Origin of the sequence: Cellulosimicrobium sp. 22598 (assembly GCF_052044445.1) — a bacterium.
GTDB classification, from domain to species: domain Bacteria; phylum Actinomycetota; class Actinomycetes; order Actinomycetales; family Cellulomonadaceae; genus Cellulosimicrobium; species Cellulosimicrobium cellulans_G.
On the sequence record NZ_JBQEMZ010000018.1, the window covers coordinates 21351 to 40514 of the forward strand.

Genomic DNA, 19164 nt, shown 5'->3' on the forward strand with positions numbered 1-19164 from the left:
ACGCCGGTGGGAGCATCGAACGCATGGCGACGCGGGGTGGCGGCGGCGAACGCGAGTTCGAGGTCGAGCCGGACCCGGGTGCACCACCCGGCCCGGGCGCCGTCGCGCGCCCGCCCGGCTCAGCGGCCGGTCCGGGACCCGCGGCCGGCGCGATCGAGGGGGACCACGCGTTCTTCGGGCACCCGCGCGGCCTGCTGACGCTCTTCACCACGGAGCTGTGGGAGCGGTTCAGCTACTACGGGATGCGCGCGATCCTGCTGTTCTACCTCACGGACTCCGTGGCGAACGGCGGGCTCGGGATCGGCGAGACGACCGGTCTGGCGCTCGTCTCGATCTACGGCACGAGCGTCTACCTGCTCTCCGTCGTGGGCGGGTGGCTCGCGGACCGCGTGATCGGCTCGCGTCGCTCGGTCCTGTACGGCGGGATCGTCATCGCCGCGGGGCACGTGAGCCTCACGGTCCCGGGCGCGGGCTTCTCGATGGCGGGCATCGCGATGGTCGCGCTCGGGACGGGTCTGCTCAAGCCCAACGTGTCGTCCATGGTCGGCGAGCTCTACGCGCGCGACGACCCGCGGCGCGACTCGGGCTTCTCCATCTTCTACATGGGCATCAACCTCGGGTCGTTCGTCGCGCCGTTCCTCGTCGGGGCCGCGCGCGCCTGGGGCGGGTACCACGCCGGGTTCGCGGTGGCGGCGGTCGGCATGGCCGTCGCGCTCGTGTTCTTCGTCGCGGGCCGCCGCTACCTCGGCGAGGCGGGCGCGCACGTGCCCAACCCCGTGCGCCCCGAGGAGCGGGCGACGATCGCGCGCGTCTTCCTGCTCATCGCCGCGGGCGTCGTGCTCGTGGGGCTGATCGCGGTCCTGGTGGCCGGCGGCTTCGACATCTCGACGTTCATCGACACGATGTCCTACCTGGCGTTCCTCGCGCCGATCGCGTACTTCGTCGTCATGTACCGCTCGCCGCGCGTGACCGACGCCGAGCGCCCGCGCGTCATCGCCTACATCCCGCTGTTCGTCGCGGCGATGCTCTTCTGGATGATCTTCGAGCAGGCGGCCACGACGCTCTCCGCGTTCGCGAAGGACCGGACCGACCTCACCTTCTTCGGCGTCGGCATCAGTCCCGAGTTCTTCCAGTCGGTCAACCCGCTGTCGATCATCGTCCTCGCGCCGGTGTTCGCGTGGATCTGGATCAAGACCGGGGACCGCCCGACGACGGCCAACAAGTTCGCCATCGGTCTCACCCTCGCGTCGGTGTCGTTCCTCTTCCTCGCCGTCGCGTCCGCGGTCGTCGGCGACGGCAAGGCCCCGTCCTGGGTGCTCGTGCTCGTCTACGTGATCCAGACGCTCGGTGAGCTGTGCCTGTCTCCCGTCGGCCTCGCGGCGACGACGCTGCTGGCGCCGAAGGCGTTCCGGTCCCAGGCGATGGCGCTCTGGTTCCTCGCACCCGCGGCGGGTCAGGCCATCACGGCGCAGGTCGTGCAGGTCACCGAGGGGGCGTCCGACACCGCGTACTTCGGGGGTATCGGCGCCGTGACGCTCGTGTTCGCGCTCGTGCTGTTCGCGCTGGCCCCGTGGGTCACGCGGCACGTCCGCCACGCCGACGAGCTCGAGGGCGCGCACACGGCCGGCGCCTGACGGCGCTCGGTCGGCCACGCGCCGGGACCGTGGCCGCGCGAGGTCGCGCCGTTGCGACCTCGCGCGGTCCCGGCGGGGCGGGCCGCCGTCAGCGCAGCCAGGGCGCCCGGCGGACGAGGGGCAGCGCGGCCCAGCGGCGGCCGAGCCCCCAGGTGTCGCCCGCGAGCGTCGTCGCGAGGACGACGAGGAGCAGCACCACGAGGACGTGCTGGTCGACGACCGGGTTGTTCGACCCGGCCGCGAGCGGCCACTGCGACAGCCAGAGCATGCCGAAGAGCAGGGCGCCGCTCACCGCGGCCACGCGTAGGCCGATCCCGAGCAGGAGCGCGAGGCCGACGCCGAGCAGACCGAGCATGAAGAGCCAGTCCGTGACGGGGCCGGCCATCGCGGTGAAGGTGCCCGCGAGCGGGCCCTGGACCCCGTGCTCGAGGTACCCCTGGGCCGGGGCGGCACCCGCGAGCCACGCGCGGTCGCGCGGCGTCGCGTACCCGAGGCCGAGGAGCTTGTCGGCGAACGGCCAGAGGAACACGACCGCGGCGCCGAGCCGGGCGAGCGCGAGGGCGTGCCGGGCGGGGGAGCGCGTGACGACGTCGTCCTGGGTGACGGGACCGGTCGTCGCGGTGGCGGCGGCGCGCGCGGCGGTCGGGGAGGCGCCGCCGGGCGGTGAGGTCGTGCGTGCGGTGGACGTGGACATGAGGTGCCCCCTCGGGAACGGGATCTGAGGATCGGGTCGGTGCCGGGACCTGACCTGCCGCCGCTCTCCGTCGAGGCGTCGCCGAGGTCCCCGGCCGTGCCGTGCCCGTCCACGGTGGCAGGGTGCCCTGCGGCGGTTCAACCCTTACGTAACGTTTAGGTGGAGATCCCTCAGGGGGTAGGGACTCCGCGTACGTAGCCCGACGACCACGAGACGGACGCCCGGTTCGTCCGGTCCCCGACAGGCGTAATGTGACCCGGCGGCCGGAGGATCGGCCGCGGCCACCCGTCGAAGGAGCTGAACCGACATGAGCCGCCCCCTGCGCTCCCGGACGTCCACCCACGGCCGCAACATGGCCGGCGCCCGCGCCCTCTGGCGCGCGACCGGCATGGGCTCGGAGGACTTCGGCAAGCCGATCATCGCGATCGCGAACTCGTACACGCAGTTCGTCCCCGGCCACGTCCACCTCAAGGACATGGGCGACCTCGTCGCGTCGGCGATCCGCGAGGCCGGTGGCGTCTCCAAGGAGTTCAACACGATCGCCGTCGACGACGGCATCGCGATGGGCCACGGCGGCATGCTCTACTCGCTGCCGAGCCGCGACCTCATCGCCGACTCGGTCGAGTACATGGTCAACGCGCACTGCGCCGACGCGCTCGTGTGCATCTCGAACTGCGACAAGATCACGCCCGGCATGCTCAACGCCGCGCTGCGGCTCAACATCCCGGTGATCTTCGTGTCCGGCGGCCCCATGGAGGCGGGCAAGGCGGTCGTCGCCGACGGCGTCGCCAAGACCCACCTCAACCTCGTCAACGCGATCAACTACTCGGCGGACGACAACGTGTCCGACGCCGCGCTCGCGCAGGTCGAGGAGAACGCGTGCCCCACGTGCGGGTCGTGCTCGGGCATGTTCACCGCGAACTCGATGAACTGCCTCACCGAGGCGCTCGGCCTGTCGCTCCCGGGCAACGGCTCGACCCTCGCGACGCACGCCGCGCGCAAGGAGCTGTTCCTCGAGGCCGGCCGCACGATCGTCGACCTCGCCAAGCGCTACTACGAGGACGAGGACGACTCGGTCGCGCCGCGCTCGATCGCGACCAAGGCCGCGTTCTCCAACGCCATGGCGCTCGACGTCGCGATGGGCGGCTCGACGAACACCGTGCTGCACATCCTCGCCGCGGCGCAGGAGGGCGAGGTCGACTTCGACCTCACCGACATCGAGCGGATCAGCCGCCAGGTGCCGTGCCTGTCCAAGGTCGCGCCGAACCACCCGAACTTCCACATGGAGGACGTGCACCGCGCCGGCGGCATCCCCGCCCTCCTGGGCGAGCTCGACCGCGCGGGCCTGCTCGACCACGACGTCACGAGCGTCCACACCCCGACGCTGCGCGAGTGGCTCGACGACTGGGACGTCCGGGGCGGCAAGGCGACCGACCGCGCGATCGAGCTGTTCCACGCGGCGCCCGGGGGAGTGCGCACCACGCAGGCGTTCTCGACGTCGAACCGCTGGGAGTCGCTCGACACCGACGCGGCCGAGGGCTGCATCCGCGACCTCGAGCACGCGTACACCGTCGAGGGCGGCCTCGCCGTGCTGCGCGGCAACCTCGCCGAGGACGGCGCCGTGTTCAAGACCGCCGGGGTCGACCCGGACGTCTTCCACTTCGTCGGCAAGGCGCTCGTCTGCGAGTCGCAGGACGAGGCGGTCGAGAAGATCCTCACCAAGCAGGTCGAGCCGGGGCACGTCGTCGTCGTGCGCTACGAGGGCCCCGCGGGCGGCCCGGGCATGCAGGAGATGCTGTACCCGACGTCGTTCATCAAGGGCCGCGGCCTCGGCAAGGTGACCGCGCTCATCACCGACGGCCGCTTCTCCGGCGGGTCGTCGGGCATCTCCGTCGGCCACGTCTCGCCCGAGGCCGCCGCGGGCGGCGTCATCGGCCTCGTCGAGGACGGCGACGAGATCGAGATCGACGTCGACACGCGCCTCATCCGCCTCAACGTCCCGGACGAGGTGATCGCCGAGCGCCGCGCCAAGATGGAGACGCGCGAGAACCCGTGGCAGCCGGTCGACCGCGACCGCTACGTCTCGCCCGCGCTCCAGGCGTACGCCGCGATGGCGACCTCCGCCGACCGCGGCGCCGTCCGCGACGTGTCGCTCATCAAGCGCAGCCGCTGATCCCGACGACGACGGGCCCGCACCTCGCGAGGTGCGGGCCCGTCGTCGTGCCGGGGGCGTGCGTCCGCGGCGGGCGTCAGCACTCCTCCTCGGACTGCTCCGTGACGACCCATCGCGTGCCCGCGGGTGCCATGACGGCGCTGCCGCAGTCGCCGCCGCCGTAGACGACGGACAGCACCGTCGTCTCGGCGCGCTCCTCGCGGACCGCGATCTCGACGTCCGGGACGTCGCCGACGGCCGCGTACAGGCCGGCGGTCGTCGTGATCATCGATGCGCAGTCCGTGATGCCCGGCCACCCCTGCGACGTCATCTCGGCGACCATCCGCTCGGCGAGCTCCGGGGTGAGGTAGCCGCACGCGACCTCCACGTCTGGCGCGCGGCTCGCGGCGAGCCACGCGCGGAACGACTCCTCGGGCGTCTCGCTGCGCTCTTCCGCGAGCTCCTCCTCGGGTGCCGGCTCGGTCTCGTCCTCGGTCGCGACGTCGTCGGGGGCAGCGGTCGGGGAGCCTGACGACGAGGGGGGCGCCGCCGACGTCGTGTCGCCGGGGTCCGCGCTCGACGGCCCCGGGGCGGTGCACGCGGTCGTCACGACCAGGGCGAGAGCGGAGACGAGGGCAGCGGTGGCGAGGGATCGTGTGCGCACGGGCCCATGATGCCGTGCGGTCCCTGGCCGGGTCGGCGTGTCTCGGGACGTCCGGCGCGCCGTCCGGCGACCGCGTTCCTAGAGTGGGGGCATGACTGGGCAGACCCCGCGCACGGACGCCGGACCCGACCTCAAGCCTCGTTCCCGCCAGGTCACGGACGGTCTGGAGGCGACGGCGTCGCGCGGGATGCTGCGCGCCGTCGGGATGGGCGACGAGGACTTCGCCAAGCCGCAGATCGGCATCGCGAGCTCGTGGAACGAGATCACGCCGTGCAACCTGTCGCTCGACCGGCTGGCGCAGGGCGCGAAGGAGGGCGTGCACGCGGGCGGCGGGTACCCGCTGCAGTTCGGGACGATCTCCGTCTCCGACGGCATCTCCATGGGCCACGAGGGGATGCACTTCTCGCTCGTGAGCCGCGACATCATCGCGGACTCGGTCGAGACGGTCGTGCAGGCGGAGCGCCTGGACGGGACGGTGCTGCTCGCGGGGTGCGACAAGTCGCTGCCGGGGATGCTCATGGCGGCGGCGCGGCTGAACCTGGCGAGCGTGTTCCTCTACGCGGGCTCGATCATGCCGGGCTGGGTCAAGCTCTCCGACGGCACGGAGAAGGACGTCACGCTCATCGACGCGTTCGAGGCGGTCGGCGCGTGCGCGCGCGGGCTCATGAGCCGGGAGGACGTGGACCGCATCGAGCGGGCGATCTGCCCCGGCGAGGGCGCGTGCGGCGGCATGTACACGGCGAACACGATGGCGTCGGTCGCGGAGGCGATGGGCATGTCGCTGCCCGGGTCGGCGGCGCCGCCGTCGGCGGACCGGCGCCGGGACGCGTTCGCGCACCGCTCGGGCGAGGCCGTCGTCAACCTGCTGCGGCTCGGCATCACGGCGCGCGACATCATGACGAAGGAGGCGTTCGAGAACGCGATCGCCGTCGTCATGGCGTTCGGCGGCTCGACCAACGCGGTGCTGCACCTGCTGGCCATCGCGCACGAGGCGGAGGTCGACCTCACGCTCGCCGACTTCGACCGCGTCGCGAGCCGCGTGCCGCACCTCGGGGACCTCAAGCCGTTCGGGCGCTACGTGATGAACGACGTCGACCGCATCGGCGGCGTGCCCGTCGTGATGAAGGCCCTGCTCGACGCCGGGCTGCTGCACGGCGACGCGCTCACCGTCACGGGCCGCACGGTCGCGGAGAACCTCGCCGACATCGACCCGCCGGACCCGGACGGCAAGATCCTGCGGGCGCTCGACAACCCGATCCACCACACTGGGGGCATCACGATCCTGCACGGGTCGCTCGCGCCCGAGGGCGCCGTCGTGAAGTCCGCCGGGTTCGACGAGGACGTGTTCGAGGGGACGGCGCGCGTCTTCGAGCGCGAGCGGGCGGCGCTCGACGCCCTGGAGGACGGGACGATCACCGACGGCGACGTCGTCGTCATTCGGTACGAGGGGCCCAAGGGCGGCCCAGGCATGCGCGAGATGCTGGCGATCACGGGCGCGATCAAGGGCGCTGGGCTCGGCAAGACGGTCCTGCTGCTCACCGACGGCCGCTTCTCCGGCGGGACGACCGGGCTGTGCGTCGGGCACGTCGCGCCCGAGGCGGTCGACGGCGGGCCCATCGCGTTCGTGCGCGACGGCGACCCGATCCGGCTCGACGTGGCGAACAAGACGCTCGACCTGCTCGTCGACGCGGACACGCTCGCCGCGCGCCGTGACGGGTGGGCGCCGCTGCCGCCGACGTTCACGCGCGGCGTGCTCGCCAAGTACGCCAAGCTCGTCCAGTCCGCGTCTCGCGGCGCGATCCTCGAGTAGGCGCGGGCCGCGCGTGCGTCGGGCGCGGGCACTAGCGTGGTGTCGCACCTCGACGCAGCGACGCCCACCCGGAGGACGGCCATGACCCAGACGGCGGACGACCGCATCACCGCGCGCCAGTTCCACGACAGCGACGGCGTCGAAGACTGGCGGTACATCCTCGGGACGGTGCAGACGCTGTTCCGCACCGGGTCGTTCACCGCGGGGGTGGAGCTGGTCGACGCGATCGGCGAGCTCGCCGAGGCGGCGAACCACCACCCCGACGTCGACCTGCGCTACGGGACCGTGACGGTCCGGCTGTCCTCGCACGACGTCGGCGGCGTCAGCACGCGCGACGTCGACCTCGCCCGGCAGGTCTCCGCCGCGGCGCGCGAGCTCGACCTCGTCGCGGACCCGACGGCGGTGCAGGACCTCGAGATCGCGATCGACACCCTGGTCGGCTCGGCGGTCCAGCCGTTCTGGCGCGCGGTCCTGGGGTTCGACGAGGGCTCCCCGGAGCTGCCCGCGCCCGACCTCCACGACCCGACGGCTCATGCCCCCGCGTTCTGGTTCCAGCAGATGGACGCGCCGCGCGAGCAGCGCAACCGCATCCACGTGGACGTGACCGTGCCGCACGACGTCGCCGAGGCGCGCGTGACGGCCGCCATCGCGGCGGGCGGTCATCTCGTGTCCGACCGCCGCGCGCCCGCGTTCTGGGTCCTCGCCGACGCCGAGGGCAACGAGGCGTGCGTCTGCACGTGGCAGGCGCGCGACTGACCGTCCACCCGTGCCGCCGCGCCGGTGAGACGCCCGCGACCGGGGCCGGGCGCGCCTGAGACCCTGGTCCCATGAGAACCGGTCCTGTGAGCTTCCTGTGTCGCCGGAGGCCCGCCCCCGCCGTCGTGCCGCTCCTCGTCGCCGCGGCCTGCGTCGTCGCGCTCGGCGCGTGCTCGACCGGTGCCGAGCCGGGTCCGCGACCGACGACGTCGGCCGCGACCCCGACCCCGTCGGCGGAGCCCGACGACGCGGCGGGCGCGACCGACGAGCCGACGGACGCGGCCGCCGACGCGGACGACCCGCTCGCGGACCGGCCGTCGGAGCCGCCCGCGCAGGCGGTCGACGCCGGCACGGTCGCCGCCGGGGCGCCCGCCGTCGTGAGCGGTACGGGGAGCGCGGCGGTGTCGTTCGTGCGCGACGGCGAGTTCGCCGTCGTCGTGCACCTCGACTGCGGCGACTGCGCCGGGGCGCGCGCGTTCATGGCGCCCACGGACGTCACCCCGTACCCCGGCACCCTCGGCGAGGCGACGGGCTCCTACCTCATGGACGTGTTCGAGGACTCCGCGCCGCAGCAGTCGATCTGGCTCGAGACCCCGGGGGACTGGTCGGTGCGGCTCGAGAGCTGGAACGACCTGCCGCCCGTGACGGGAGCGCAGTCGGGCACCGGCTCGACCGTCCTGCGGCTGGACGGCACCGCGACGAGCGCCGAGGTCGCGTGGACGCCCGCCGGCCCGGAGGACTCGTTCCAGGGCCGGTACTTCGGCGTCACGCGCGAGGCGTCGCGCGTGTTCGGCGACACCGAGGCGTTCACCGAGACGTTCGACCTGGTGCTGCCCGGCGTCCTGGCCGTGAAGACCGCGGGCACGTGGAGCGTGACGCCCCAGGGCTGACGCCCGGCGCCGCGTGGCGCGGCCCGGCCTCGCCGCGTCAGGCGCGCGCGACGACGAGCTCGTCGTACCCCGGCACGAGCACGCGCCGCTTCGCCCGGCGGGACACGACTCGCAGCGGCACGCCGTCGTCCCACAACGCGTGCAGCAGCGCGGCGATCTCGGCGCGTGCGAGCGCCGCCCCGAGGCACAGGTGGCGGCCCGCGCCGAACCAGAGCTGGCGCGTCTCGCGCACGTAGGGGCGGTCGGCGCGGAACGGCCCGGCGGCGACGTTCGCGGCCCACGTGAGGATCATGACGCGCTCCCCGGCGCGCAGCGTGCGCCCCGCGACCTCGACGTCCGCGGAGACGCCGCGCCCGATGACCGACGCCGGGCTGGTCACGCGCAGGCCCTCGCGCACCGCGTTCTCGACGACGTCGGGCTCGCCCGCGGCGCGCTCGACGGGGTGCGCGCGCTCGTCGGCCATGAGGCGCAGCAGGCGGTGCTGCTCGCCCGTGTCGACGAGGAGCGCCGTGGTGCGGGCCATCGCGGACGCCGACGTCTCCGTGCCCGCGACCATGAGCAGGCTCGCGAGCCCCGTGGTCTCCTCCAGCCCGAGGCCGAGCTCGCGGCACCGGCCGAGCAGGCGGTCGGCGGGGGCGTGCCGCCAGCCGTCGGGCACGCCCCGGGTCAGCTCGGCGACGATCTCCTGCGCCGCCGCGACCTGCTCCGGCGAGAGGTACGTCGAGCCCGCGCTGCCGAGCGCGATCGACGCGAGGCGCTCGCCCGTCGCGAAGGCGGTGAGCGCGTCGTCGTCGCCCGGGACGACGGCGGACCCGCCGTCGGGGGCGGCCGCGCCGCCGAGCGTCGGGATGCCGAGCAGGGAGATCATCATCCGTCCCACCAGCACGCGAGCCAGCCGGCCGACGTCGACCGTCCCGCCCGCCGCGAGGGTCCGCCTCGCGTCGTCGAGGGCGACGGACCACGCGCCGTCGACGAGCGCCGCGGCGCTCGCCTCGGTGAAGAGCTCGCGCGAGCGCGTGCGCAGGTCGTGGTGGCCCGGGCCGTCGAACAGGTCGAGCACCCAGTCGCCGAGGATCTGCGCCCACAGGTGCCCGACCCCGCCCTCCCCGACGATCGTGAAGTGCCGGTGGTCGGTGAGGATCCGCCGTCCGACCGTCGGGTCCGCGGTCACCCAGCCGAGCCCCGGGAACTTGCGCAGACCGCCGCCCGCGCGCGCCCCGGCGAGCGCCCCGCCCGCGAGCAGGACGCCGGCCATCGCGGGCCGCGCGGCGGCCAGCACCTGCAGCTCGCGCCGGGTCGTGGGCAGGGCGCGGCGTCGCTCGCGGGTGGTCACCGGCGCGGTCGTGGTCGCAGTCACCGGGTCAGTGTGGCGCACACGCGGCGGCTCCGGGCGGGCACGCCGCGATCTGGGGATGGGCAGTTCACCCCATCGGATCCTGTGGACGACCACCGTCGGAGCGGGTCTGCTTGGCTACTGTGTCGCGCGTGCCAGTGAACCCCGCCGGGACGGCGTCCCGCCCGCCCCTCGCACCCCCGACGGCGGTGCTCGCCGCGGTCGGGGTGCACCTGCCCGAGCGCACGGTCGACGTGCGCGACGCGGAGCGCGCCCTCGCGGAGCGCAACCCGGGCGCGGCGCCGCGGGTGCCGATGGTTGCGCGCCTCACGGGCGTGCGGCAGGTGCACGTGCTCCCGGACGACTGGGACGCGTCCGACCTCGCGGTCGCGGCCGCGGAGAAGCTGCTCGCGACCGAGGGGCTGGCGACCGACGACGTCGACCTGCTGCTCTTCGCGTCGGCGAGCCAGGACATGGTCGAGCCCGCGACGAGCCACATCGTCGCGGCGAAGCTCGGCGTCCGCGCGCCGGTGATGGACGTCAAGAACGCGTGCAACTCGGTGCTCAACGCGATCGAGGTCGCGGAGGCGCTCATCGGCACCGGGCGCTACGCGACGGTCCTGATCGCGTCGGGCGAGGCGCCGTCGCGCGCGGTGCGCTGGGACGTCCCGGACCGCGCGACGTACCTGCTCTCCGCGCCGGGCTACACGATGTCCGACGCCGGGGCGGCCGTCCTCGTGCGCCGCGCCACGCCGGCGGAGGCCGACGCGCGTGACGCCGCCGGGGCGCCCGCACCGCGCGGCATCCTCGCGAGCGCGTTCGGCGCGGAGTCGACGCACTGGGACGTCGGCATGCTCCCGGGCGGCGGCACCGCGCACCCGCGCGACCTCGAGCGGACCTACTTCGAGATCGACGGGTCGCGCCTGCGTGACGCGTTCCTCGCGCTGGGCCCGGGCGTCGTCCTCGACGCGTTGGGTCGCGCGGGCCTCGGGTGGGACGACGTCGCGCTCGTCGCGGTCCACCAGGTCGCCGTCGCGTACCTCGACGACGTGCACGCCGCGCTCGGCCTCCCGACGGGCCGCACGCTCGTCACCGTCGCCGACCACGGCAACGTCGCCTCCGCGACGCTCCCGCTGCAGCTCGCCACGGCGCTGGAGACCGGCCGGGTCGGGCCGGGGGACGTCGTCGTGCTGGTCGGGCTCGCCGGCGGCATCAGCATCGGCGCGACGGTGGTGCGGCTGTGACCGCGCGCCGGTTCACGCGGCACGTCGCGAGCCCGCAGCGGCTCGCCGTCGTCGTGCCCGCGCGCGACGAGGCGCACGGGATCGTCGCGACGCTCGAGGCGCTGCGCGACCAGCAGGACACCGACTTCGACCTCGTCGTCGTCGACAACGGGTCGTCGGACGGGACGGGCGACCTCGTCCGCGCGACCGCCGCGGCGTGGGGCATGACGCGCTGGCGCGTGGTCGACGAGCCGCAGAAGGGCACGGGCGCCGCGGCCGACACGGGGATGCGCGCGGCGATCGAGCAGGGGGCGACGCACCTCGCCCGCACGGACGCCGACTGCCTCCCGCTGCCGGACTGGACCCGGCGCGTGCGGGCGGCGTTCGCGAGCGGGCACGACCTCGTCGCGGGCCGGCTCGTGGCGCGGACGGACGACCGGCCGGTCTCGCGCGTCCAGCAGGGGGTGCTGTCGGCGGCGGTGAGCGTGGCGAGCACGTTCGGGCGCTTCCGGCCCGGCAACCAGGACCCGTCCTACCTCGGCCCGTACGTCATGGCGCCGGGCTGCAACATGGCGATCACCGCGGAGCTCTACGAGGCCGCGGGCGGGTTCCCGCGCACCGCGATCGAGGACGTCCACGAGGACCGGGCGCTCGTCAACGCGGTGCGGCGCCTGACCCGGAGGTACGGGGCGCACCGCGAGGTCGTCGTGCTCGCGTCGGCGCGCCGCGCGCACGCGTGGGGCCTCGTGCGGACGCTCGGCTGGTACGCCGACCACCGGTACCGGCCCGAGGTGGTGGACATCCGGTGACGGGGACGACGGCGGTCGCGCCGGCCCCGGTCGGGCTCGCCGCGGCGATGCGCTGGGAGGAGCGCGTCCAGCGCCGTGCGCACCCGCTCGTCTACCCGGCGATCCGGGCGCTGCGCCACCGCGGCCCGGTCGTGCGCGTCCCCGGCATCGGGGTGGTCGTGTCCGACGCCGCGACCGCGCGGGCCGTGCTGCTCGACACCGAGCGGTTCACCAAGGTGGGCCCGGGGTCGCCGTCGGACCTGTGGACGCCCGTGCTCGGGCCGTCCGTGCTGCTCAACATGGAGGGCGCCGACCACGCGCGCCTGCGCCGCGCGCTCTCCGGGCTCTTCACCCCGCGGGCGGTGCGGGACCTCGTGGCGGTCAGCGTCCCGGACGTCCTCGCGGGGCTCGCGCCGCGCCTGCTGGCGGGCGCGCGCGTCGACCTCGTCGCGGAGACCGCGGCCATGGCGGGCACCGTCATCTGCGCCATGACCGGGCTGCCGCCCACCGACGTCGCCGTGCGCGAGGCGATGACGGCCGCGCAGTCCGTGGTCGGCCTGGTGCGGCTGCACCGACGCAGCCTCACGCCCGCGCAGGTGCGGCACGCGCGCGCCGTCCTCGCCCGGCTCTCGGCTCCCGCGCGGGACGCGTACCGGGACGGCGACCCCGCGACCGTGCCGGGGCGCATGCGCGAGCTCGGACTCTCGGAGGACGAGGCGATGGGCGCGGTCGGCGCGTTCGTCCTCACCGGGACGGAGACGATCCAGTCGTTCGTGCCGCGCCTCGTCGCGCTCACGGCGGACACGGGCTGGCTCGACCGGCTCCTGGCCGCGCCGCCCGGTCCCGAGGGCGCGGCGCTGCGCGGGCGCGTCGTGGAGGAGGCGCTGCGCGTCACGGCGCCCACGCCCGCGATGCTGCGGTCGGTGCGCGCCGACGCGACCGTGGGCGACGTCCGCGTCCGCGCGGGGGACCGGGTCGTGATCGCGACGATCTCCTGCTGCAAGGACGCAGGCCCCTTCGACCCCGACGCACCCGTCGACCCGGCCGTGCGGCACCTGTGGTTCGGTGCCGGCCCGCACTTCTGCCTCGGCATGCCGCTCGCCATGGCCCAGGTCGACGCGGTGCTGGACGCCCTGCGCCCCGTCGCCGCGGCGGGGCGGAGCGTCGAGGTCACCGACCGTGCCGTCGCGCGCGGGGTGCTCATCCCCGCGTACCGATCGCTCGGGGTGCGTGCGGCCGGCGGCGGGGTGGGCGCGCCGGGCGGGTCCGCGCGCCCGGGCGCCGGGTCGGCCGTGGCGTCGGCAGGGGAGGCGGCGTGACCGCGGCCGACGACGCGGCTCGCCACCTGCTGGGCCCGATCCTCGAGCGGGGCGCACCAGGGCACGCGTCCGCGGACGCCGTCGCCCTCCGGCACTGGACGCGGCCCGGCCGTCGGGGCGCGCGAGTGCGCGAGGAGGTCACGTACGCCGACCTCGCCCGCCGCGTGGAGGCGACCGCGACGGCGCTCGCGGCGGACGGGCTCGCGCCCGGCGACCGGGCGCTGTTCTCGGTGCGTCCCCGGCCGGAGGGTGTCATGCTGGCGTTCGGGGTCGTCCGCGCGGGCGGCACGATCGTGTTCGTCGACCCCGGGTCGACGCCCGAGCTGTTCACGGCACGCGTCGGCGCTGCCGGGCCGTCGCTCGCGACGACCGAGTCGCTGCTGTACGCGGTGTCGCGGGGGCCGCTGCGCCGTCTGGCCCGCTCGCGCGGGCTGCTCCTGCCGGACTACGCGAGCCTGCCGCTGCGGCACGTGCACGCGGGGCCGTGGCTCCCCGGGGTGCCACGCGGCTCGCGCGCCGCGCGTCGCCTCGGCGCCGGCCCGGTCGACCGCGCGGCGCTGCCAGAGCTCGACCCGGACCGTGAGGCCCTGACCGTCTTCACGTCCGGCACGACGGCGCAGCCCAAGGCCGTGGTGCACACGGCCGGGTCGTTGCTCGCCGGGTGCGACCTGCTGCGGGACGTGTTCGCGCTCGCGCCGGGCGACGTCGTGCACACCGACCAGATGCTGCTCGGCGTCCCGGCACTGCTCGCGGGTGCCACGTGGTCCGTGCCGGCCGACCCGCCGAGCCGCGACGTCGTGACGTTCGCTCGTCAGCTCGACGGCGCCGCGGGCACGTACCTCGTGCCCGCGGACGTCACGGCGCTGCTCGACGCCGTCGAGGCCGGGACGGTGCCACCGCGCGGCCCGCGCGTCGCGCTCGTCGGCGGAGCCCCCGTGACGCGCGCCCTGCTGGCGCGCGCGACACGGGTCCTGCCCGGCACGCGCTGGGTCGCGGTGTACGGGATGACGGAGATCCTGCCCGTCGCGGTGGTCGAGGCCCGGGAGAAGCTCGCGCACCCGGGGGACGGCGACCTCGTCGGCCTGCCGCTTCCCGGGACGGTCGCGCACCTCGACCCGGTGGAGGACGACGGGCCGGGCGACCCGGCGGACCGCCCGGCCGACGGCGGCGCGGACGTCGTCGGCGAGCTCGTGCTGTCCGGGCCGTCGCTCATGGCGGGCTATCTGCACGACCTCGACGCCCCGGCGCGCGGCAGGGGAGCGCGTGTCGCGGAGCACCGCACCGGCGACCTCGCGCGGCTCGACGACGCGGGGAGGATCGTGCTCGTCGGCCGCACGCGGGACATGATCATCCGCGGGACGACCAACATCTACCCGGGCCTGTTCGAGCCGCGCGTCGCGGCGCTCGACGGCGTCGGCGAGGCGGTCCTCGTCGGCGTGCCGCAGGTGGACGGGGACGAGCGGGTCGCGCTGGTGGTCACCTCGTCGGTCGGCTCGACGGGCACCTCGACGGGCACCTCGACCGGCACCTCGACGGGCTCGGTGACCGACGGCGCGCCGACCCGTCGTGCGCGGCCCGACGGCGACGTCGGCCTCGACCCGGACCACCCGCTCGTCGCGCGGGTGCGCACGGCGCTGCCGGGCGTGCTCGACCACGACGCGCTGCCCGACGTCGTGCTGCACGCCGACCGCGTCCCGCTCGCGGGGCGCTCGCGCAAGCCCGACCGCGCGGCGCTCTCGCGCGCCGCCGCGCCGTTCGTGCCCGCCGAGCCGGCCGCCGCCGGCCGCGACGCGCGCGGTGCCGTCGCGTGAGGGTCGTCGTCACCGGGGCATCGGGGTTCGTCGGGGGAGCGGTCGCCCGCGGCCTCGTCGCCGACGGCCACGACGTCTGGACGTCCTCCCGCCGCGACCCGGGCCTCCCGGGCACCCGGCACCTCGCGTGGGACCTCACCGCCGGTCCGCTCCCCGACCCGCCCGCGGTGGACGCCGTCGTGCACGCGGGCGCCGCCGTGTCCGACTGGTGCGCGCCCGACGTCGCGCGCGCGACCAACGTCGGCGGGACGCTCGCGGTGCGCGACACGTTCCCGGGCGCGAGGTTCGTGCACGTGTCGTCCGGCAGCGTGTACGACCCCTACCGCCCGAGCGTGCGCGCCCGCGAGCACGAGGCTCCGGTCGACCGGTACCTCGACGCCTACGGGACGACCAAGGCGGAGGCCGAGCGCGCGCTCGCCCGCGACGTCGCGCACCACCCCGACCGGGGCGCCGTCGTCGTGCTGCGCCCGCACGCCGTCTACGGCCCGGGGGACACGACGCTGCTCCCGCGGGTCGAGGCCGCCGTGCGGCGCGGGCGCCTCGTCCTGCCCGGCGGCGGGCGCGTGCTCCAGTCGCTCACGCACGTGGACACGCTCCTCGCCGCGGTGCGGGCCGCCGTCGCGCTGCCCGACGGCGCGGCCCGCGCGGCCGGCCGCGGGGAAGGACCGAACCGCGGGCTGCTCGTCGCGAACGTCGCCGACGCCGCGCCGGTCGTGCTGCGCGACGCGCTCACCGCGGCGCTGCGCCGCCGCGGCACCGACGCCCGGGTCGTCGCCGTCCCGGTCCGCCCGGCATGGGCGCTCGCGGGCGCGGTCGAGACGGTCGCGCGGCGGCTGCGGCGTCCCGAGCCGCCGCGCCTCACGCGGTACGCGCTGAGCCACCTCGCGATGGAACGCACCTACGACCTCACCGTCCTGCGCGACGTGCTCGGGGTCGAGCCCGCTCCCACGAGCTTCGTCGGGGCCGAGCGCTGGTAGCGGCGAAAGCCCTGGGTGTCGTGACGCCGACCCGCTAGGTTGCCCGGGTGGAGACCGGGGCCGACCTCGCGCGGCGCTACTACGACGAGGTCGTCGGGCCGATCGTGCTCGGCCGCTGGCCGGGGCTGCGGCACGCGGCCGGACGCCTCGGGAGCGGGTCCGACGTCCTCGGGCTCGACGACGCGACGTCGCGCGACCACGACTGGGGCCTGCGCCTGACGCTGCTGGTCGACGAGCCGATGGTCGACGAGGTCGACGCGCTGCTCGACGCGGCGCTGCCTGGCACGTTCGCCGGGCACCCGACCCGGTTCCCGACCACGTGGAGCCCGGAGGGCCCGCACCAGGTCGAGGTCGCGTCGCCGTCGGGCTTCACCACGTCCCGCCTGGGACTCGACGCGACGCGCCCGCTCACCCTGGACGACTGGCTCGCGCTCACCGGTCAGGCGGTGCTCGAGGTCACCGCGGGTCCCGTCTTCGCGGACACCGACGGTCGGGTCACCGCGGCGCGCGACCGCCTCGCCTGGTACCCGGACGACCTGTGGCGGTACGCGGTCGCCGTCGACTGGGCGCGGATCGGGCAGGAGCTGCCGTTCGTCGGCCGGACGGCGGAGCGCGGCGACGACCTCGGGTCGCGCGTCGTCGCGGCCCGGCTCGTACGCGTCGCGATGCACCTCGGCTTCCTGCTCGAGCGGTGCTGGCCCCCGTACGCGAAGTGGTTCGGGACGGCGTTCGCCGCCCTCCCGCGCGCCGCCGCCGCCGTCGGGCCCGACCTCGCGGCGGCGCTCGTGGCCGACGACTGGCGCCCGCGCGAGGCGGCGCTGTGCCGGGGGTTGGCGTCCCTGCACGACCTCCAGGGCGAGGCGGGTCTCCCGACGGTGGCCGACGTCGTCGTCCCGTTCTTCGACCGGCCGTACCGGGGGCTCGGGCCGGTGGCCGACGCGGTGACCGCCGCGATCCAGGACCCGGCCGTGCGGGCGCTGCCACCGGGCGTCGGGACGGTCGAGCAGTGGGTCGACGACGTCGACGTCCTCACGGACCCCGGCCGTCGCGTCGCCGCGGCGCGCGGCGTCGGGCAGGCTGGGACCACGACCCCGTGACCCGAGAGGAAGCCGTGCGATGACCTCGTCCGCACCCACCCCGGACGCCCGGCCCCGCGGCGGGTGGCCCGGCGCCGAGACGCCTGCCGACGCACCGTGGTGGACGCGTTCGGTCGTGTACCAGGTGTACCCGCGCTCGTTCCAGGACACCGACGGCGACGGCGTCGGGGACCTCCCCGGGATCACCCGGCGCCTCGATCACCTGGAGCGGCTGGGCGTGGACGTCGTGTGGCTGTCCCCGGTGTACCGGTCGCCGCAGGCGGACAACGGGTACGACATCAGCGACTACGAGGACGTCGACCCGCTGTTCGGGTCGCTCGCGGACCTCGACGCCCTCATCGAGGGTCTGCACGCGCGCGGGATGAAGCTCGTCATGGACCTCGTCGTCAACCACACGAGCGACGAGCACCCGTGGTTCGTCCAGTCGCGGTCGTCCGCCGAGAGCCCGCGGCGCGACTGGTACTGGTGGCGTCCCGCGCGCACCGGCATGGAGCCCGGGGCGCCGGGCGCGGAGCCGACCAACTGGCGCTCCTTCTTCGGGGGCAGCGCGTGGCGGTTCGACGAGGCCTCGGGGGAGTACTACCTGCACCTGTTCGACACCAAGCAGCCGGACCTCAACTGGGAGAACCCGGAGGTCCGCCACGCGGTCTACGCGATGATGCGGAGGTGGCTCGACCGGGGCGTCGACGGGTTCCGCATGGACGTCATCAACCTGATCTCCAAGGACGTCGCCCCGGACGGCTCGCTGCCCGACGGCGAGGTGCACTGGGGGACGTACGGCGACGGGAGCCCGCACTACACGGACGGGCCGCGCGTGCACGAGTTCCTCGCCGAGATGCACCGCGAGGTGTTCGCCCCGTACCTCGCGCAGGGCCGCGAGATCCTCACGGTGGGGGAGACGCCGGGGGTGACCGTCGAGCACGGCGTCCGGTACACCGACCCCGACCGTCGCGAGGTCGACATGGTGTTCCAGTTCGAGCACATGGGCATCGACCACGGGGCGACGCGCTACGACCCGGTCCGGTGGGAGCTCGCCGACCTCAAGGCGACGCTCGGCCGGTGGCAGGCCGGCCTCGCCGACCGCGGCTGGAACGCCCTCTACTGGGACAACCACGACCAGCCGCGCGTCGTCTCGCGCTTCGGCGACGACTCACCCGCGCACCGCGTCGCGTCGGCCAAGGCGCTCGCGCTCCTGCTGCACCTGCACCGCGGCACGCCGTACGTCTACCAGGGCGAGGAGCTCGGCATGACGAACGCGCCGTTCACGCGCGTCGAGCAGTACCAGGACGTCGAGTCGCTCGGGTACTTCCGCGAGCTCACCGGCCGGACGGGCGGACCGCGGCTGCGCACCGACGGCGAGATGCTCGCCGTGCTCGCGCACGCGAGCCGCGACCACGCCCGTACGCCCGTGCAGTGGGACGCGAGCGCGAACGCCGGGTTCACGACAGGGACGCCGTGGCTCGAGGTCAACCCCAACCACACCGCGATCAACGCGGAGGCGGCGTGGGCCGACGAGGACTCGGTCCTGCACTTCTACCGGCGGCTCGTCGCCCTGCGCCGCGACGAGCCGGTCGTCGCGCTCGGGGACTTCCACATGCTCCTGCCGGACCACGAGGCGGTCTACGCGTTCACGCGCGGCCTCGACACGACACGGGCGGACGGGACGGCCGTGCGCGACGAGCTGCTCGTCCTCGTGAACGTGGGCGGGCAGCCCCAGGACGTGCCGGACGACGTCCTCGCCGGCTGGGAGGACGCGTCGACCCTGGTGGCCACGCACCCGGGCGGGCCCGACGCCGAGGGCCGGCCGGGCGCCGTCGGGCACCTGCGGCCGTGGGAGGGACGGGTGCTCCGCCGGGCGGGCGAGGATGCCGCACGTCCCAGTGCGTGAGACGGGCGCCTCGACACGTGACATCGCCGAGACATGGGCGTACAGTCCCATGACGTGCAGACGATCCTCCTTGTAGTACTTCCTGAGCGCGCCGGCTGAGGCCACGCAACCAGGCTTCGTCAGCGCGC

General features: G+C 75.3%; 15 protein-coding genes. 12 read left to right on the forward strand and 3 right to left on the reverse strand.

All coding sequences use genetic code 11. The annotated features are described in order from the left end of the window. The first annotated feature begins 23 nt into the window (after positions 1-23). Positions 24-1634, forward strand: a complete 1611-nt coding sequence (locus ACTJIY_RS17185) for a peptide MFS transporter (protein ID WP_440673814.1) — start codon at positions 24-26, stop codon at positions 1632-1634. Between the two features lie 88 nt (positions 1635-1722). Here the strand turns inward: ACTJIY_RS17185 and ACTJIY_RS17190 are convergent, their stop codons facing one another. Continuing rightward, entirely contained in the window at positions 1723-2328 is a 606-nt protein-coding gene (locus ACTJIY_RS17190; protein ID WP_440673815.1) for a DoxX family protein, read from the reverse strand. A gap of 307 nt (positions 2329-2635) precedes the next feature. Here ACTJIY_RS17190 and ilvD (ACTJIY_RS17195) point away from each other — a divergent pair, with 307 nt between their 5' ends. Further along, a complete protein-coding gene (gene ilvD / locus ACTJIY_RS17195; RefSeq protein ID WP_440673816.1) occupies positions 2636-4501 on the forward strand; it encodes a dihydroxy-acid dehydratase in 1866 nt (621 codons plus the stop codon). 76 nt (positions 4502-4577) lie between these two features. On the opposite strand, the gene ACTJIY_RS17200 is transcribed toward ilvD (ACTJIY_RS17195), so the two are convergent. Then, a complete protein-coding gene (locus tag ACTJIY_RS17200) occupies positions 4578-5144 on the reverse strand; it encodes a hypothetical protein (protein ID WP_253050624.1) in 567 nt (188 codons plus the stop codon). 91 nt (positions 5145-5235) lie between these two features. On the opposite strand from ACTJIY_RS17200, the gene ilvD (ACTJIY_RS17205) reads away from it, so the two are divergent. From ilvD (ACTJIY_RS17205) to ACTJIY_RS17215, 3 genes are all read left to right on the forward strand, one after another. Further along, entirely contained in the window at positions 5236-6954 is a 1719-nt protein-coding gene (ilvD, locus tag ACTJIY_RS17205) for a dihydroxy-acid dehydratase (protein WP_253050622.1), read from the forward strand. A gap of 81 nt (positions 6955-7035) precedes the next feature. Beyond that, positions 7036-7710, forward strand: a complete 675-nt coding sequence (locus ACTJIY_RS17210) for a VOC family protein (protein WP_440673817.1) — start codon at positions 7036-7038, stop codon at positions 7708-7710. 71 nt (positions 7711-7781) lie between these two features. Then, positions 7782-8600 carry a hypothetical protein gene (locus ACTJIY_RS17215; protein WP_440673818.1) on the forward strand — a complete coding sequence of 273 codons (819 nt, stop codon included), beginning with the start codon at positions 7782-7784 and terminating at the stop codon, positions 8598-8600. 37 nt (positions 8601-8637) lie between these two features. Here ACTJIY_RS17215 and ACTJIY_RS17220 read toward each other — a convergent pair whose 3' ends face one another. Then, positions 8638-9957 carry a cytochrome P450 gene (locus ACTJIY_RS17220; RefSeq protein WP_440673819.1) on the reverse strand — a complete coding sequence of 440 codons (1320 nt, stop codon included), beginning with the start codon at positions 9955-9957 and terminating at the stop codon, positions 8638-8640. Positions 9958-10085: 128 nt separating this feature from the next. Here ACTJIY_RS17220 and ACTJIY_RS17225 point away from each other — a divergent pair, with 128 nt between their 5' ends. The 7 genes from ACTJIY_RS17225 to ACTJIY_RS17255 are packed head-to-tail and all read left to right on the forward strand — an operon-like array spanning position 10086 to position 19036. Beyond that, positions 10086-11177 (forward strand): 3-oxoacyl-ACP synthase III family protein, encoded by a 1092-nt coding sequence (locus ACTJIY_RS17225; RefSeq protein WP_253050614.1) that lies wholly within the window; start codon positions 10086-10088, stop codon positions 11175-11177. Beyond that, positions 11174-11965 (forward strand): glycosyltransferase family 2 protein, encoded by a 792-nt coding sequence (locus ACTJIY_RS17230; protein WP_204542519.1) that lies wholly within the window; start codon positions 11174-11176, stop codon positions 11963-11965. Before ACTJIY_RS17225 ends, ACTJIY_RS17230 begins: the two co-directional genes overlap by 4 nt. Beyond that, positions 11962-13263 carry a cytochrome P450 gene (locus ACTJIY_RS17235; protein ID WP_440673820.1) on the forward strand — a complete coding sequence of 434 codons (1302 nt, stop codon included), beginning with the start codon at positions 11962-11964 and terminating at the stop codon, positions 13261-13263. Before ACTJIY_RS17230 ends, ACTJIY_RS17235 begins: the two co-directional genes overlap by 4 nt. Further along, a complete protein-coding gene (locus tag ACTJIY_RS17240; RefSeq protein ID WP_440673821.1) occupies positions 13260-15074 on the forward strand; it encodes an AMP-binding protein in 1815 nt (604 codons plus the stop codon). The genes ACTJIY_RS17235 and ACTJIY_RS17240 overlap by 4 nt, the downstream gene beginning before the upstream one ends. Then, on the forward strand, positions 15071-16051 hold the full coding sequence (locus ACTJIY_RS17245) for an NAD-dependent epimerase/dehydratase family protein (RefSeq protein ID WP_440673822.1): 981 nt from the start codon (positions 15071-15073) through the stop codon (positions 16049-16051). Before ACTJIY_RS17240 ends, ACTJIY_RS17245 begins: the two co-directional genes overlap by 4 nt. Positions 16052-16098: 47 nt before the next feature. Beyond that, positions 16099-17148 (forward strand): DUF4037 domain-containing protein, encoded by a 1050-nt coding sequence (locus ACTJIY_RS17250; protein WP_440673823.1) that lies wholly within the window; start codon positions 16099-16101, stop codon positions 17146-17148. A 19-nt stretch (positions 17149-17167) separates the two neighbouring features. After that, positions 17168-19036, forward strand: coding sequence for a glycoside hydrolase family 13 protein (locus tag ACTJIY_RS17255; protein WP_440673824.1), 1869 nt, complete (start codon positions 17168-17170; stop codon positions 19034-19036). Positions 19037-19164 lie beyond the last annotated feature (128 nt).

Bases quoted from the DNA above. Each gene is read 5' to 3' on its own strand.
- ACTJIY_RS17190 (WP_440673815.1), bottom strand. From the start codon at position 2,328: ATGTCCACGTCCACCGCACGCACGACCTCACCGCCCGGCGGCGCCTCC.
- ACTJIY_RS17215 (WP_440673818.1), top strand. From the start codon at position 7,782: ATGAGAACCGGTCCTGTGAGCTTCCTGTGTCGCCGGAGGCCCGCCCCC.
- ACTJIY_RS17255 (WP_440673824.1), top strand. From the start codon at position 17,168: ATGACCTCGTCCGCACCCACCCCGGACGCCCGGCCCCGCGGCGGGTGG.
- ACTJIY_RS17210 (WP_440673817.1), top strand. From the start codon at position 7,036: ATGACCCAGACGGCGGACGACCGCATCACCGCGCGCCAGTTCCACGAC.
- ilvD (WP_440673816.1), top strand. From the start codon at position 2,636: ATGAGCCGCCCCCTGCGCTCCCGGACGTCCACCCACGGCCGCAACATG.
- ACTJIY_RS17185 (WP_440673814.1), top strand. From the start codon at position 24: ATGGCGACGCGGGGTGGCGGCGGCGAACGCGAGTTCGAGGTCGAGCCG.
- ilvD (WP_253050622.1), top strand. From the start codon at position 5,236: ATGACTGGGCAGACCCCGCGCACGGACGCCGGACCCGACCTCAAGCCT.